The 14,211-nt window shown below is 69.9% G+C and carries 16 protein-coding genes; 15 read left to right on the plus strand and 1 reads right to left on the minus strand.

The features are described from left to right. The first annotated feature begins 43 nt into the window (after positions 1-43). The 15 genes from prfA to ACGFMP_RS32820 all read left to right on the plus strand — a co-directional run bounded on the left by prfA (position 44) and on the right by ACGFMP_RS32820 (position 13,584). Positions 44-1,123 (plus strand): peptide chain release factor 1, encoded by a 1,080-nt coding sequence (prfA, locus tag ACGFMP_RS32750; RefSeq protein ID WP_393677196.1) that lies wholly within the window; start codon positions 44-46, stop codon positions 1,121-1,123. Positions 1,124-1,133: 10 nt separating this feature from the next. Continuing rightward, on the plus strand, positions 1,134-1,979 hold the full coding sequence (gene prmC, locus ACGFMP_RS32755; RefSeq protein WP_393677108.1) for a peptide chain release factor N(5)-glutamine methyltransferase: 846 nt from the start codon (positions 1,134-1,136) through the stop codon (positions 1,977-1,979). Positions 1,980-2,040: 61 nt separating this feature from the next. Beyond that, positions 2,041-2,688, plus strand: a complete 648-nt coding sequence (locus tag ACGFMP_RS32760) for an L-threonylcarbamoyladenylate synthase (protein ID WP_393677110.1) — start codon at positions 2,041-2,043, stop codon at positions 2,686-2,688. Beyond that, positions 2,685-3,359, plus strand: a complete 675-nt coding sequence (locus ACGFMP_RS32765; RefSeq protein WP_393677111.1) for a protein-tyrosine-phosphatase — start codon at positions 2,685-2,687, stop codon at positions 3,357-3,359. The genes ACGFMP_RS32760 and ACGFMP_RS32765 overlap by 4 nt, the downstream gene beginning before the upstream one ends. Positions 3,360-3,518: 159 nt before the next feature. Next, a complete protein-coding gene (locus ACGFMP_RS32770; protein ID WP_393677112.1) occupies positions 3,519-4,862 on the plus strand; it encodes an MraY family glycosyltransferase in 1,344 nt (447 codons plus the stop codon). A 256-nt stretch (positions 4,863-5,118) separates the two neighbouring features. Continuing rightward, the gene (locus tag ACGFMP_RS32775) at positions 5,119-5,535 is read left to right on the plus strand and encodes a hypothetical protein (RefSeq protein WP_393677113.1); all 417 of its coding nucleotides are present in this window, start codon (positions 5,119-5,121) and stop codon (positions 5,533-5,535) included. A 298-nt stretch (positions 5,536-5,833) separates the two neighbouring features. Continuing rightward, on the plus strand, positions 5,834-6,640 hold the full coding sequence (atpB, locus tag ACGFMP_RS32780; RefSeq protein ID WP_393677115.1) for a F0F1 ATP synthase subunit A: 807 nt from the start codon (positions 5,834-5,836) through the stop codon (positions 6,638-6,640). 106 nt (positions 6,641-6,746) lie between these two features. Next, the gene (gene atpE, locus ACGFMP_RS32785) at positions 6,747-6,992 is read left to right on the plus strand and encodes an ATP synthase F0 subunit C (RefSeq protein ID WP_205043386.1); all 246 of its coding nucleotides are present in this window, start codon (positions 6,747-6,749) and stop codon (positions 6,990-6,992) included. 45 nt (positions 6,993-7,037) lie between these two features. Next, positions 7,038-7,607, plus strand: a complete 570-nt coding sequence (locus tag ACGFMP_RS32790) for a F0F1 ATP synthase subunit B (protein WP_393677117.1) — start codon at positions 7,038-7,040, stop codon at positions 7,605-7,607. Then, the gene (locus tag ACGFMP_RS32795) at positions 7,604-8,419 is read left to right on the plus strand and encodes a F0F1 ATP synthase subunit delta (protein ID WP_393677118.1); all 816 of its coding nucleotides are present in this window, start codon (positions 7,604-7,606) and stop codon (positions 8,417-8,419) included. Before ACGFMP_RS32790 ends, ACGFMP_RS32795 begins: the two co-directional genes overlap by 4 nt. Positions 8,420-8,540: 121 nt before the next feature. Then, a complete protein-coding gene (atpA, locus tag ACGFMP_RS32800; protein ID WP_393677119.1) occupies positions 8,541-10,112 on the plus strand; it encodes a F0F1 ATP synthase subunit alpha in 1,572 nt (523 codons plus the stop codon). A gap of 4 nt (positions 10,113-10,116) precedes the next feature. Beyond that, entirely contained in the window at positions 10,117-11,043 is a 927-nt protein-coding gene (locus ACGFMP_RS32805; RefSeq protein ID WP_393677120.1) for a F0F1 ATP synthase subunit gamma, read from the plus strand. Between the two features lie 5 nt (positions 11,044-11,048). Next, positions 11,049-12,488 carry a F0F1 ATP synthase subunit beta gene (gene atpD, locus ACGFMP_RS32810; RefSeq protein WP_393677121.1) on the plus strand — a complete coding sequence of 480 codons (1,440 nt, stop codon included), beginning with the start codon at positions 11,049-11,051 and terminating at the stop codon, positions 12,486-12,488. Positions 12,489-12,599: 111 nt separating this feature from the next. Continuing rightward, entirely contained in the window at positions 12,600-12,974 is a 375-nt protein-coding gene (locus tag ACGFMP_RS32815; protein ID WP_393677123.1) for a F0F1 ATP synthase subunit epsilon, read from the plus strand. A gap of 163 nt (positions 12,975-13,137) precedes the next feature. Then, positions 13,138-13,584, plus strand: coding sequence for a DUF2550 domain-containing protein (locus ACGFMP_RS32820; protein WP_393677198.1), 447 nt, complete (start codon positions 13,138-13,140; stop codon positions 13,582-13,584). 28 nt (positions 13,585-13,612) lie between these two features. Here ACGFMP_RS32820 and ACGFMP_RS32825 read toward each other — a convergent pair whose 3' ends face one another. After that, positions 13,613-14,185, minus strand: a complete 573-nt coding sequence (locus ACGFMP_RS32825; RefSeq protein WP_393677125.1) for a cob(I)yrinic acid a,c-diamide adenosyltransferase — start codon at positions 14,183-14,185, stop codon at positions 13,613-13,615. Positions 14,186-14,211 lie beyond the last annotated feature (26 nt).

Here is a 14,211-nt window from a genome sequence, read left to right on the forward strand (position 1 = left end):
TCCCACCTACTCCTTCCAGACTCCTTCCAGCTAGGGATTGATGATGTTCGAGGCGGTCGAGGAACTGATCGGCGAGCATGCCGACCTCGAGAAGCAGCTTGCCGACCCCGCGGTGCACGCCGACCAGGCCAACGCCCGCCGGCTCAACAAGCGCTACGCGGAGCTGACCCCCATCGTCAGCACCTACCGGGCCTGGCGGCAGACCGGCGACGACATCGAGACCGCACGTGAACTCGGCGTCGACGACCCGGACTTCGCCGCCGAGGTCAAGGAGCTGGACAAGGAGCGCGGCGAGTTGACCGAGCGGCTGCGGCTGCTGCTGGTCCCCCGCGACCCGAGCGACGACAAGGACGTGATCCTCGAGGTCAAGGCGGGGGAGGGCGGCGAGGAGTCCGCGCTGTTCGCAGGCGACCTGCTGCGGATGTACCTGAGGTACGCCGAGCGCGTCGGCTGGAAGACCGAGATCCTCGACGCCAACGAGTCCGACCTCGGCGGCTACAAGGACGTCCAGGTCGCCGTGAAGGCCAAGGCGAGCCATGAGGCGGGGCAGGGCGTCTGGGCCCGGCTCAAGTACGAGGGCGGCGTCCACCGGGTCCAGCGGGTGCCCGCGACCGAGTCCCAGGGGCGTATCCACACCTCGGCCGCAGGCGTGCTGGTCACCCCGGAAGCCGAGGACGTCGAGGTCGAGATCGGCCCCAACGACCTGCGGATCGACGTCTACCGCTCGTCCGGCCCCGGCGGCCAGTCCGTCAACACCACCGACTCCGCGGTCCGCATCACCCACCTCCCCTCCGGCCTGGTCGTCTCGTGCCAGAACGAGAAGAGCCAGCTGCAGAACAAGGAGTCGGCGATGCGCATCCTGCGCTCCCGGCTGCTGGCCGCGGCCCAGGAGGAGGCCGAGCGGGAGGCGTCCGACGCCCGCCGCAGCCAGGTGCGCACCGTCGACCGCTCCGAGCGGATCCGGACTTACAACTTCCCGGAGAACCGCATCTCCGACCACCGGGTCGGCTTCAAGGCGTACAACCTCGACCAGGTGCTCGACGGCGACCTCGACGCGATGATCCAGGCCTGCGTGGACGCCGACTCCGCCGCCAAGCTGGCCGCGGCCGGCGACGCGAGCTGAGGAGGCGCACGTGAACCTGCTGCTCGCCGAGGTGGCCCAGGCCGCCCAGCGGCTCGCCGACGCCGGGGTGCCGTCACCGCGTTTCGACGCCGAGGAGCTGGCCGCGTACATCCACGGGGTCAAGCGCGGTGAGCTGCACAGCGTCGCCGACGCCGAGTTCGACGCGCGCTACTGGGAGGCCATCGCCCGCCGCGAGGCCCGCGAACCGCTCCAGCACATCACCGGCCGCGCCTTCTTCCGCTACCTGGAACTCCGGGTCGGACCAGGGGTGTTCGTGCCGCGTCCGGAGACCGAGTCGGTGGTCGGCTGGGCGATAGACGCGGTCCGGGCCATGGACGTCGCGGAACCGCTGATCGTCGACCTGTGCACCGGCTCCGCCGCCATCGCGCTCGCGCTGGCCCAGGAGGTGCCGCGCTCCCGGGTGCACGCCGTGGAGCTGTCGGAGGACGCGCTCGACTACGCCCGCAGGAACGTCGAGGGCAGCAAGGTCGACCTGCGCCAGGGCAACGCGCTGACCGCCTTCCCCGAACTCAACGGCCAGGTCGACCTGGTCATCTCGAATCCGCCCTACATCCCGCTCACCGAGTGGGAACATGTGGCACCCGAGGCCCGCGACCACGACCCGGAACTGGCACTCTTCTCCGGCGAGGACGGCCTCGACACCATCCGCGGCATCGAGCGCACCGCGCACCGGCTGCTGCGGCCCGGCGGGGTCGTCGTCATCGAGCACGCCGACTCGCAGGGCGGCCAGGTGCCGTGGATCTTCAAGGAGGACGCGGGCTGGGCGGACGCGGCCGACCATCCCGATCTCAACAACCGCCCGCGCTTCACCTCGGCCCGCAAGGCCCTGCCGTGACCAGGCGGGCCGACCGGGCGCCGGACCCGGCAGCACCACAGCATCTTTCGGAGGTCATCTCATGGCACGGCGATACGACTGCTCGGATGCGACCGACCGGGCGACCGGCCTGCGCGAGGCCACCTCGGCGATCAAGCGCGGCGAACTCGTCGTGCTGCCGACCGACACCGTCTACGGCATCGGCGCCGACGCCTTCGACCCCGAGGCGGTCGGCGACCTGCTGGAGGCCAAGGGCCGCGGGCGCAACATGCCCTCGCCGGTGCTCGTCGGCTCGCCCAACACCCTGCACGGCATCGTCACCGACTTCTCCGAGCAGGCCTGGGAGCTCGTCGACGCCTTCTGGCCCGGCGCGCTGACCCTGGTCACCAAGCACCAGCCGTCGCTGGCCTGGGACCTCGGTGACACCCGCGGCACGGTGGCGGTGCGGATGCCGCTGCACCCGGTCGCGATCGAACTGCTCACCGCCACCGGGCCGATGGCCGTCTCCAGCGCCAACCTCACCGGCATGCCCTCACCGCAGGACTGCGACGCCGCCCAAGGCATGCTCGGCGACTCCGTGGCGGTCTACCTGGACGGCGGCCCCACCCCCGCCGCCACGCCGTCCTCGATCGTCGACGTCACCGGCAAGGTCCCGGTGCTGCTGCGGGCCGGTGCGATCAGCGCGGAGGAGCTGCGCAAGGTCGTACCCGACTTGGAGGAGCGCAGTTGACGACGCCCGACGGGCGCGGCATACGGGGGCACACGCAGTACGTACAGCGCGTCGTCCCGGGGGACGGCGGCGACGTGTTCCGCATCCTCCATGTCTGCACCGGCAACGTCTGCCGCTCGCCGATGGCCGAGCGGCTGACCCGGCACGGGCTGGCACGGCGGCTCGGCGCGGGCGCCGCGGGCATGCTGGTCGAGTCGGCCGGCACCTGGGGGCACGAGGGCGCCCCGATGGAGGCGCACGCCGCCGCGGTGCTGGCCGAGTACGGCGCCGACCCGTCCGGCTTCACCGGCAGGGAACTGCTCGACGACCACGTGATCGACGCCGACCTGGTGCTCACCGCGACCCGCGACCACCGGGCCCAGGTCATCTCGATGGGCCACGCGGCGGGGCTGCGGACCTTCACGCTCAAGGAGTTCACCCGGCTGGTGCGGGCCATAGACACCACCACGCTGCCCGAGGGCAGCGTCACCGAGCGGGCCAGGGCGCTGGTCCGTGCGGCCGCCGCGCTGCGCGGCTGGCTGCTGGCCCCCAGCCCGGACGCCGACGAGGTCCACGACCCGTACGGCGCCCCCATCTCGTACTTCCGCAGCATCGGTGAGGAGATCCACACCGCGCTCGACCCGATGGTGACCGCGCTGACCGGTGTCGGCGCCACCGTCCGACCGTCCTGAAGCCCCCGCCGGTCCCGCTGCAACCGCAGCGCGAGCCTGTGAGTCTCATCAGGTGTTCGCCGACCCGGCCCGGCCACCACTAGGGTGTGACGCTGTGAGGTACCACCCCCGGACGTGTGCGCAGCACCGCTACGCCCCCGAAACCGTCGGAGGCGGCTCGTGCGCGAGTATCTGCTGACCCTTTTCGTCGCCGCTGCGGTCACGTATCTGCTGACCGGACCGGTACGGAAGTTCGCCATCGCCGCCGGCGCGATGCCGCCCATCAGGGCGCGCGACGTGCACCGCGAGCCGACCCCGCGGCTCGGCGGCATCGCGATGTTCGGCGGCCTGTGCGCGGGCCTGCTGGTCGCGGCGCACCTGTCCAACATCGGCGACGTCTTCGCGCTGTCCAACGAGCCGCGCGCGCTGCTGTCGGGCGCCGGGCTGATCTGGCTGCTCGGCGTGCTGGACGACAAGTGGGGCGTGGACGCGCTGATCAAGCTGGGCGTCCAGATGATCGCGGCCGGTGTGATGGTGCTCCAGGGCCTCACCATCCTGTGGCTGCCGGTGCCCGGCATCGGCCCGGTCGCGCTGACCCCGGTGCAGTCGACGCTGCTCACCGTGGCGCTGGTGGTGATCACCATCAACGCCGTCAACTTCGTGGACGGCCTCGACGGCCTGGCGGCGGGCATGGTGTGCATCGCGTCGGTCGCGTTCTTCATGTACGCCTACCGCATGTGGTACGGCTACGGCGTCGAGGCGGCCGCGCCAGCGACGCTGTTCAGCGCGATCCTGATCGGGATGTGCCTGGGCTTCCTGCCGCACAACATCCACCCGGCGCGGATCTTCATGGGCGACTCGGGCTCGATGCTGATCGGCCTGGTGCTCTCCTCGTCCGCGATCTCCATCACCGGGCAGGTCGACCCCGACGCGATCACCTCCTTCACCGGATCGACCCGGGAGACCGTGCACTTCATGGTGCCGGTCTACATGCCGCTGCTGCTGCCGCTGACGATGATCGCGATCCCCGCCGCCGACCTGGTGCTCGCGGTGGTCCGCAGGACCTGGAAGGGCCAGTCGCCGTTCGCCGCCGACCGCGGCCACCTGCACCACCGGCTGCTGGAGATCGGGCACTCGCACAGCAGGGCCGTGCTGATCATGTACTTCTGGTGCGCGCTGTTCGCCTTCGCCGCGGTGGCCTTCTCCGTCAACTCCTCGAGCCTGTGGATCGTGCTGGTGATCGTCTCGCTGAGCGCGGTCGGCCTGGTCGTCCTGCTGCTGCCGCGCTTCAAGCCCGCCGCGCCCGACTGGGCGGAGTCCGTGGTCCCGCCGCGCTACCGGCGCCGCCGCCGGCGGCTCGCGGCCGGAGCGGCCGCCGCCGAGCGGGAGATGCGCTCGCCCGACCGTCCCGCGCTGCACGGATCGACCGCGATCGGTGACCGTCCGCAAGCGTCCGATCGCAGGTGGGACCGCAAGTCGGACCGCGGTTCCGACCCGCGAAGCCCGGTCGAGACCGGCCGCTGAGGGCCCGCAGGCCCGATCCTGCCCGGCACAACCCAGGAAAATCGGACGGCGTGTCGGCAGCACAGTCCTGTGACAGGCAGCACACGTTCATGGTAAAGACCGCATCAAATACTTTGTGATACCGTTCACGAAAGCAGGGAACGTGCCGAAAGACCGGAAGAGCGGTCTTGCGGCGTGAGGTCACACCTCGGTCCCTGACTACGCTCGTCTCCGACGACACCCGCTTGCCCCAACTCCCGCCGGAGGAGCCGTCACCATGCAGCAGAACGACGCCCGAATCCTCAAGGGAGCCGCGCTCATCGCCGGCCCCGTCGGAGCGGTTGCCACCGTCCTCAGTGCCGTACTCGCAGGCGAAAAAGGCCTCGTCGGCGGTCTGGTGGCGATGCTGGTGGTCGGGGTGTTCTTCGCCTTCGGCTCATGGGTGCTGATGACCATGACGGAGGACCGGCCCCAAATCGCCATGGCGGCGGGGATGTTGGTCTACGCGGTGCAGATCCTGATGATCGGCGTCTTCATCGTCGTGTTCAAGGAGACCACCCTCTTCAACGGACGGGCCTTCGGCCTCACCCTCCTGGTGACCGCGCTGTCCTGGGTGGGCGGCCAGGTCAAGCAGAGCCTCACCTCCCGCATGCTGTACGTCGACCCGGTCCCGTCCGTACCCCCGGTCGAATGATGCGCGGTGCCAAGGGGCGGGTAAAGAGGCTGCAATTCCATCTGCTATCGTCCGGAAACGCATCTGGACGTGGAGGCCCCTCTCACCAGGAGAAGGTGCTGCCCCCGCGCCCATCGGTGTACTCGGAACCGGCGCCGCACATACGGCGCGGAGCCCGGGCGTCCGATCTTCGATGCGGGCTCCCAACGGACCGTGGTGACTTCGCCACGCCTCGTCCGCCGTGCCGACCAGCGGCCTCACCAGCCGCGCTGACACACAAGGTTGCCGTTACTTATGCGTCACGACGAAGGAGTCACGGGTGAGTGCCCACACGCTGCTCGCTGAGGCTGGCTGTCACATCAAGCAGGACTGTGGTTTCCCTGCTCCGGGCCTCCACTCGTTCGACTTCAAGCCGATCTTCAGCATCGGCAGCTTCGACTTCACCAAGCCGATGCTGCTCGCGATCATCTGCATGGTGCTGGTGGTCGGCTTCTTCTGGGCAGCCTTCAACAAGCCCAAGCTGGTCCCCGGCAAGATGCAGCTTGTCGGTGAGATCGGCTACACGTTCGTGGCCCGGAGCATCGCCCGCGAAGTGATCGGCAAGAAGGGCGACAAGTACGTCCCCTTCCTCGCGTCGATCTTCTTCTTCGTGTGGTTCATGAACATCATGTCGATCATCCCGTTCGCGCAGTTCCCGCCGGCCTCGCGGTTCGCGTTCCCGGTCGCACTCGCGGCGCTGGTCTACATCACGTACATGTACCTGACGTTCAAGACGCACGGCTTCCGCGGCGGCGTCAAGAACCTGGTCTGGATTCCGGGCCTGCCCAAGCCCCTGATCCCGCTGATCGTGCTCCTGGAGTTCATCCAGAACTGCATCACCCGCCCGTTCACCCTCGCGGTCCGGCTGTGGGCGAACATGTTCGCCGGCCACATGCTGATCGTGATGTTCAGCGTGGCGACCTGGTACCTGCTGACGCCGACCTGGCTGACCGCGGTGTCCGCGGGGTCCTTCGGACTGGCCATCTTCATGACGGCCTTCGAGGTGCTGATCCAGTTCCTGCAGGCGTACATCTTCACGCTGCTCGCCTCGATCTACATCAGCGGCGCGCTCGAAGAGGGTCACTGACCGGCGGCTCCGGCCGACGTCGCGACCTGAAACACGCTCCACCCCCACCACCAGACCTCCGCTGGGAAGCCCCCCAACGGACCGCATCACAAAGGAAGACAGAGATATGTCTGCCGAGCTCGTCAACCTCGCCGCCGCCACCACCGCCGGCCGCCTGGGCGCGGTCGCCTACGGCCTCGCCGCCATCGGCCCGGGCGTTGGCATCGGTCTGGTCTTCGGTCACTCGATCGAGGCCATGGCCCGCCAGCCCGAGGCCATGCCGATCATCCGCACCAACATGTTCCTCGGCTTCGCCCTCTGTGAGGTGCTCGCGCTCCTCGGCCTGGTCGTCCCCTTCATCTTCCAGAGCTGATCCGGGCACCACCCGGAAGCCAGCCACTCGACGAAAGGTTCAGACATGATGGCCTTCCTTGCGGAGGAGGGGGCGCAGAACCCGCTCATCCCCGACACCGCGGAACTGGTTATCGGCCTGCTCTGCTTCTTCATCGTCTTCGGCCTCCTCGGCAAGAAGCTTCTGCCGAACATCCAGAAGACCCTCGCGGAGCGACACGACGCGATCGAGGGTGGCCTGGAGCGCGCGGAGAAGGCGCAGACCGAAGCCAACCGCACGCTTGAGGAATACAAGGCGCAGCTCGCCGAGGCACGCCACGAGGCTGCCCGGATCACCGAGCAGGCCCGCGAGCAGGGTGCCGTGATCATCGCGGAGATGCGCGAGGAGGGTCAGCGCCAGCGCGACGCCATCGTCGCCGCGGGCCACGCCCAGATCGAGGCGGACCGCAGGCAGGTCACCGTCACCCTGCGCCAGGAAGTCGGCAGGATCGCCACCGACCTGGCGGGCAAGCTGGTCGGCGAGTCCCTTGAGGACAGCGCCCGGCAGAGCCGCACCATCGACCGCTTCCTCGACAGCCTCGACGGCTCGGCCGACGCCGGAGCCGGCAACGGGGCGGGCGCCGGGGCAGCCCGATGAACGGCGCGAGCCGCGACGCACTCGCCGCCGCAAGGGAACGGCTGGACGCGCTCACCGACAGTACGTCGGTGGACGCGACCGGGCTGGCCGACGAGCTCGCCGCCGTGACCGCGCTGCTGCACCGCGAATCGACGCTTCGCCGCGCCCTGACCGACCCGGCGCAGTCCGGTGAGGCCAAGGCGGCACTGGCGCAGCGCCTGCTCGGCAGCCAGCTCGGCGCGGACAGCATCGACCTGGTCAGCGGGATGGTGCGGGCGCGCTGGTCGCGGTCCCGCGACCTGGTGGACGCCCTGGAGGAACTGGCCGACACCGCCGACCTGACCGCCGCCGAGCGCGACGGAACGCTCGACGAGGTCGAGGACGAGCTGTTCCGCTTCGGCCGGATCGCCGCGGGCAGCCCGGACCTGCGGGCCGCGCTCACCGGGCGGGCCGGAGACGGCGGCGCCAAGGCCGGCCTGCTGCACACCCTGCTCGGCGGGCGTGCCAAGCCGGCCACGGAGCGGCTGGTCACCCGGCTCGTCACCGCACCGCGAGGACGTAGCCTTGAGGGCGGGATCGAATCCCTGTCCAAGCTGGCCGCGGCCCGCCGCGGCCGGACGGTCGCAGAAGTGGTCTCGGCGATTCCGCTGAGCGAGACGCAGAAGCGTCGGCTCGGAGACGCCCTGGCCCGGATCTACGGCCGCCCGGTGCATCTGAACCTGGACGTGGACCCCGCGGTCCTCGGCGGGGTCAGGGTCCGCATCGGCGACGAGATCATCAACGGCTCCATCGCGGACCGCCTCGACGAGGCGTCCCGGCGGATGGCCGGCTGACCACGGCATCGACGGCAGCACCATCAGTAACCCGAGTAGCACTGCAAGCACTGACGGCCCGCGTTGGGCCGACGCCCCACTGAGAAGACTTCGGGCCCAACAAGGAGAGCAGGGAACCCAGATGGCGGAGCTCACGATCCGGCCGGAGGAGATCCGGGACGCGCTGGAGACGTTTGTCCAGTCGTACCAGCCGGACGCGGCCTCGCGCGAGGAGGTCGGGACGGTCAGCGTTGCCGGAGACGGCATCGCGAAGGTCGAGGGCCTGCCCTCGGCGATGGCGAACGAACTGCTGCGGTTCGAGGACGGCACCCTCGGCCTCGCACTGAACCTGGAAGAGCGCGAGATCGGCGCGATCGTCCTGGGCGAGTTCAACGGCATCGAAGAGGGCCAGCCGGTGCACCGCACCGGTGAGGTGCTCTCCGTGGCGGTCGGCGAGGGCTACCTGGGCCGGGTCGTCGACCCGCTCGGCACCCCGATCGACGGCCTCGGCGAGATCGAGACCGACGGCCGCCGCGCCCTCGAACTGCAGGCCCCCACGGTCATGCAGCGCAAGTCGGTGCACGAGCCGATGCAGACCGGCCTCAAGGCCGTCGACTCGATGACCCCCATCGGCCGCGGCCAGCGCCAGCTGATCATCGGCGACCGCCAGACCGGCAAGTCCGCCCTGGCGATCGACACGATCATCAACCAGCGCGACAACTGGCGCAGCGGCGACCCGAAGAAGCAGGTCCGCTGCATCTACGTCGCCATCGGCCAGAAGGGCTCCACCATCGCCGGCGTGCGCGCCGCGCTGGAGGAGGCCGGTGCCCTGGAGTACACGACCATCGTCGCCGCCCCGGCGTCCGACCCGGCCGGCTTCAAGTACCTCGCCCCCTACACCGGCTCGGCCATCGGCCAGCACTGGATGTACCAGGGCAAGCACGTCCTCATCGTCTTCGACGACCTGAGCAAGCAGGCCGACGCCTACCGCGCCGTCTCCCTGCTGCTGCGCCGCCCGCCGGGCCGCGAGGCCTACCCCGGCGACGTCTTCTACCTGCACTCCCGCCTGCTGGAGCGCTGCGCCAAGCTCTCCGACGACCTCGGCGCCGGTTCCATGACCGGTCTGCCGATCGTGGAGACCAAGGCCAACGACGTGTCGGCGTTCATCCCGACCAACGTGATCTCCATCACCGACGGTCAGTGCTTCCTCGAGTCCGACCTGTTCAACGCCGGTCAGCGCCCCGCGCTGAACGTCGGCATCTCGGTCTCCCGGGTCGGCGGCTCCGCCCAGCTGCGCGCGATGCGCAGCGTCGCGGGCCGGCTGCGCGTGGACCTCGCCCAGTTCCGTGAGCTGGAGGCCTTCGCGGCCTTCGGTTCCGACCTGGACGCGGCCTCCAAGGCGCAGCTCGAGCGCGGCCAGCGCATGGTCGAGCTGCTCAAGCAGGGCCAGTACGCGCCGTACGCGATCGAGGACCAGGTCGTCTCCATCTGGGCCGGCACCACCGGCCAGCTGGACGACGTACCCGTCGAGGACGTCCGCCGCTTCGAGCGCGAGCTGCTCGACTACCTGCACCGTGAGAACAAGTCGCTGCTCACCGGCATCGTCGAGACCGGCAAGCTGGAGGAGGGCACGGTCGACGCCCTGACCTCCGCGGTCGGCGCCTTCAAGAAGCAGTTCGAGACGTCCTCCGGCGCGCTGCTGGTCGAGGGCTGATCGCATGGGCGCACAGATTCGGGTTTACAAGCGCCGGATCAAGACCGTCTCCGCCACGAAGAAGATCACCAAGGCGATGGAGATGATCGCCGCCTCGCGCATCGTCAAGGCGCAGCGCCAGGTGGCGGCCTCGTCCCCGTACGCCGACGAACTGACCCGTGCGGTCACGGCGGTCGCGACCGGCTCCAACACCAAGCACCCGCTGACCACCGAGTCCGACAACCCGTCCCGTGCCGCGGTCCTGCTCATCACGAGCGACCGCGGCCTGGCCGGCGGCTACTCGGCCAACGCGATCAAGGCAGCCGACCGGCTCACCGAGCGGCTGCGCGCGGAGGGCAAGGAGGTCGACAGCTACATCGTCGGCCGCAAGGGCCTGGCCTACTTCGGCTTCCGCGAGCGCAAGGTCGCGCAGTCCTGGACCGGCTTCTCGGACAGCCCGTCGTATGCCGACGCCAAGGCGGTCGCGACACCGCTGATCGAGTCGGTGCTGGCGGACACGGCCGAGGGCGGGGTGGACGAGCTGCACATCGTCTTCACCGAATTCGTGTCGATGATGACCCAGAGCCCGGTCGACCGGCGGCTGCTGCCGCTGGCGATCTCGGACAAGGCGGCAGGCGGCGAGGGGGAGCTCTCCAAGCAGCCCCAGGCCAAGCCGCTGTACGAGTTCGAGCCGTCCGCGGAAGGCGTGCTGGACGCGCTGCTGCCGCGGTACGTCGAGAGCCGCATCTACAACGCCATGCTGCAGGCCGCTGCCTCCGAGCACGCGGCCCGCCGCCGGGCGATGAAGTCGGCCACCGACAACGCGGAAGATCTGATCAAGTCGCTCACGCGGCTTGCCAACGCGGCCCGACAGGCCGACATCACCCAGGAAATCAGCGAGATCGTCGGCGGTGCCAGCGCCCTGGCCGACGCGAACGCGGGGAGTGACTGACCACTATGACCACCACTGTTGAAACCACCGCCACCGGCCGGGTGGCGCGGGTCATCGGCCCGGTCGTCGACGTGGAGTTCCCCGTCGACGCCATGCCGGAGATCTACAACGCGCTGCACGTCGACGTCGCCGACCCGACCCAGGCCGGCGAGACCAAGACGCTGACCCTCGAGGTCGCGCAGCACCTCGGCGACGGCCTGGTCCGCGCCATCTCCATGCAGCCCACCGACGGCCTGGTCCGCCAGTCCCCGGTCACCGACACCGGCAACGGCATCACCGTGCCCGTCGGCGACGTCACCAAGGGCCGCGTGTTCAACACCCTCGGCGCGATCCTGAACGAGCCGGAGGCCGAGTCCGAGGTCACCGAGCGCTGGCCGATCCACCGCAAGGCCCCGGCCTTCGACCAGCTCGAGTCCAAGACCGAGATGTTCGAGACCGGCCTGAAGGTCGTCGACCTGCTGACCCCGTACGTCAAGGGCGGCAAGATCGGCCTGTTCGGCGGCGCGGGCGTCGGCAAGACCGTGCTCATCCAGGAAATGATCATGCGTGTGGCGAAGCTGCACGAGGGCGTTTCCGTCTTCGCCGGCGTCGGCGAGCGCACCCGTGAGGGCAACGACCTCATCGCGGAGATGGCCGAGTCCGGCGTGCTCCCGCAGACCGCGCTGGTCTTCGGCCAGATGGACGAGCCGCCGGGCACCCGGCTGCGTGTCGCGCTGGCCGGCCTGACCATGGCGGAGTACTTCCGCGATGTGCAGAACCAGGACGTGCTGTTCTTCATCGACAACATCTTCCGGTTCACCCAGGCGGGTTCCGAGGTCTCCACGCTGCTCGGCCGTATGCCGTCCGCGGTGGGTTACCAGCCGAACCTGGCCGACGAGATGGGCCAGCTGCAGGAGCGGATCACCTCGACCCGCGGTCACTCGATCACCTCGATGCAGGCGATCTACGTCCCCGCGGACGACCTGACCGACCCGGCTCCGGCCACCACCTTCGCCCACCTCGACGCGACGACCGTGCTCTCGCGGCCGATCTCGGAGAAGGGCATCTACCCCGCGGTGGACCCGCTGGACTCCACGTCCCGCATCCTGGACCCGCGCTACATCGCGCAGGACCACTACGAGTGCGCCATGCGCGTCAAGGGGATCCTGCAGAAGTACAAGGACCTCCAGGACATCATCTCCATCCTCGGCATCGACGAGCTGGGCGAGGAGGACAAGCTCACCGTCTTCCGCGCCCGCCGCATCGAGCGCTTCCTGTCGCAGAACACCCACGCGGCCAAGCAGTTCACCGGTGTGGACGGTTCCGACGTGTCGCTCGACGAGTCGGTCGCGGCGTTCAACGCGATCGCCGACGGCGAGTACGACCACTTCCCGGAGCAGGCCTTCTTCATGTGCGGTGGCCTGGACGACCTCAAGGCGAACGCCGCCAAGCTCGGCGTCAGCTGACCCCGAGCCGTGGCGTGAGGGGGGCAGACGGTCTCTGCCCCCCTCTCGCAGCCCTTATTCTTTGTCCTACGCACCCCCCTCACCCGGTGGGTGCCGACCCGAGGAGCCGTCTTGGCCGATATTCACGTCGAGGTGGTGGCCGCGGACCGCAGCATCTGGTCCGGGGAGGCCGCCATGGTCATCGCCCGTACCATGTCCGGTGACATCGGCATCATGCCGTCGCACGAGCCGGTGCTCGGAGTTCTCCAGTCAGGCCCCGTGACGGTCCGTACCGCCGACGGCGGCACCGTGGTGGTCGCCGTCCACGGCGGCTTCCTGTCCTTCGCGGACAACAAGCTCTCGATCCTCGCCGAGATCGCCGAGCTCGCCGAGGAGATCGACGTCGCACGGGCCGAGCGGGCGCTCGAGCGCTCCAAGTCCGAGGCCGACGCGGCGGCCGAGCGCCGCGCCGAGGTCCGGCTGGCCGCCGCGGCGGGCGCGCACTGAACCACCACCGGCGGAGCGCCCCTGGCGGCGCCACCGCGGGAGCAGGACAAAGGCGCCGCGGGCTGCCCTCAGGGGCGGTCCGCGGCTCCGGCACAGCAAGGGCAGCACACACAGGGCGCGCGGCACGGGCGGCAACCAGTCCCAGGAGAGGAGATCGGTGGACGTGATCCTCTCGGTGGAACTGGTCGGCGCGGTCGTCGGCGCGGTTCTGCTCGCGCTCTTCATCCTCGGCCTGCGCCGCCGGCTGATCCAGCGCCCGGGCGGCACTTTCGACTGCAGCCTGCGGGTGGCACTGCCCGAGGACGCCGAGCCCACCGGCAAGGGCTGGGTCTACGGGGTGGCCCGCTACAACGGCGACCGCGTGGAGTGGTTCCGGGTCTTCTCCTACGCGCCCAGGCCCCGCCGGGTGCTGGAGCGCCCTTCGATCGAGGTCGAGGGCCGCCGGGAGCCGCGCGGTTCGGAGGAGCTGGCGCTGCTGTCCGACGCGGTCGTGCTGACCTGCGAGCACCGCGGCCTGCGGCTCGAACTGGCGATGAGCGACGACGCCCTCACCGGTTTCCTCGCCTGGCTGGAGGCGGCACCGCCCGGCCAGCGCGTCAACGTGGCCTGAGCGGTCCTCACCCCTGGGCGCAAACCGTTCAGCGGTTCTCGCCCGGCACCCACAGCACGTCCCCGCGCTCCTTGTTCGCCGTCCTGGCCAGGATGAAGAGCAGGTCGGAGAGCCGGTTGAGATACGTCGCCGTCAGCGGGTTCATCACCTCGCCGTGCTCGGCGAGCGCTGCCCAGGTGGAGCGCTCCGCCCGGCGGACCACCGTGCAGGCCTGGTGCAGCAGCGCGGCGCCCGGGGTGCCGCCGGGCAGGATGAAGCTGCGGAGCTTGTCCAGCTCCGCGAGGAAGCTGTCGCAGTCCGCCTCCAGCCGGTCCACGTAGGTCTGCTCGACGCGCAGCGGCGGATACTCCGGGTCCGCCTTCACCGGGGTCGCCAGGTCGGCGCCGACGTCGAAGAGGTCGTTCTGCACGCGGACCAGGACGGCGGCCACGTCATCGGCGAGCGCGCCGAGCGCCAGGGCGGTGCCGATGACCGCGTTCGCCTCGTTGACGTCGGCGTACGCGGCGATCCGGGTGTCGGTCTTGGCGGTACGGCTCATGTCGCCGAGCGCGGTCGTACCGTCGTCGCCGGTGCGGGTGTAGATGCGGGTGAGGTTGACCATGGCGTCGAGCGTAGGGCCTGCGCGGG

This window comes from Streptomyces sp. NPDC049040, assembly GCF_043197715.1.
GTDB lineage: Bacteria > Actinomycetota > Actinomycetes > Streptomycetales > Streptomycetaceae > Actinacidiphila.

Bases quoted from the DNA above. Each gene is read 5' to 3' on its own strand.
- prfA (WP_393677196.1), top strand. From the start codon at position 44: ATGTTCGAGGCGGTCGAGGAACTGATCGGCGAGCATGCCGACCTCGAG.
- ACGFMP_RS32760 (WP_393677110.1), top strand. From the start codon at position 2,041: ATGGCACGGCGATACGACTGCTCGGATGCGACCGACCGGGCGACCGGC.
- ACGFMP_RS32775 (WP_393677113.1), top strand. From the start codon at position 5,119: ATGCAGCAGAACGACGCCCGAATCCTCAAGGGAGCCGCGCTCATCGCC.
- atpE (WP_205043386.1), top strand. From the start codon at position 6,747: ATGTCTGCCGAGCTCGTCAACCTCGCCGCCGCCACCACCGCCGGCCGC.
- ACGFMP_RS32790 (WP_393677117.1), top strand. From the start codon at position 7,038: ATGATGGCCTTCCTTGCGGAGGAGGGGGCGCAGAACCCGCTCATCCCC.
- ACGFMP_RS32795 (WP_393677118.1), top strand. From the start codon at position 7,604: ATGAACGGCGCGAGCCGCGACGCACTCGCCGCCGCAAGGGAACGGCTG.
- atpA (WP_393677119.1), top strand. From the start codon at position 8,541: ATGGCGGAGCTCACGATCCGGCCGGAGGAGATCCGGGACGCGCTGGAG.
- ACGFMP_RS32805 (WP_393677120.1), top strand. From the start codon at position 10,117: ATGGGCGCACAGATTCGGGTTTACAAGCGCCGGATCAAGACCGTCTCC.
- atpD (WP_393677121.1), top strand. From the start codon at position 11,049: ATGACCACCACTGTTGAAACCACCGCCACCGGCCGGGTGGCGCGGGTC.
- ACGFMP_RS32825 (WP_393677125.1), bottom strand. From the start codon at position 14,185: ATGGTCAACCTCACCCGCATCTACACCCGCACCGGCGACGACGGTACG.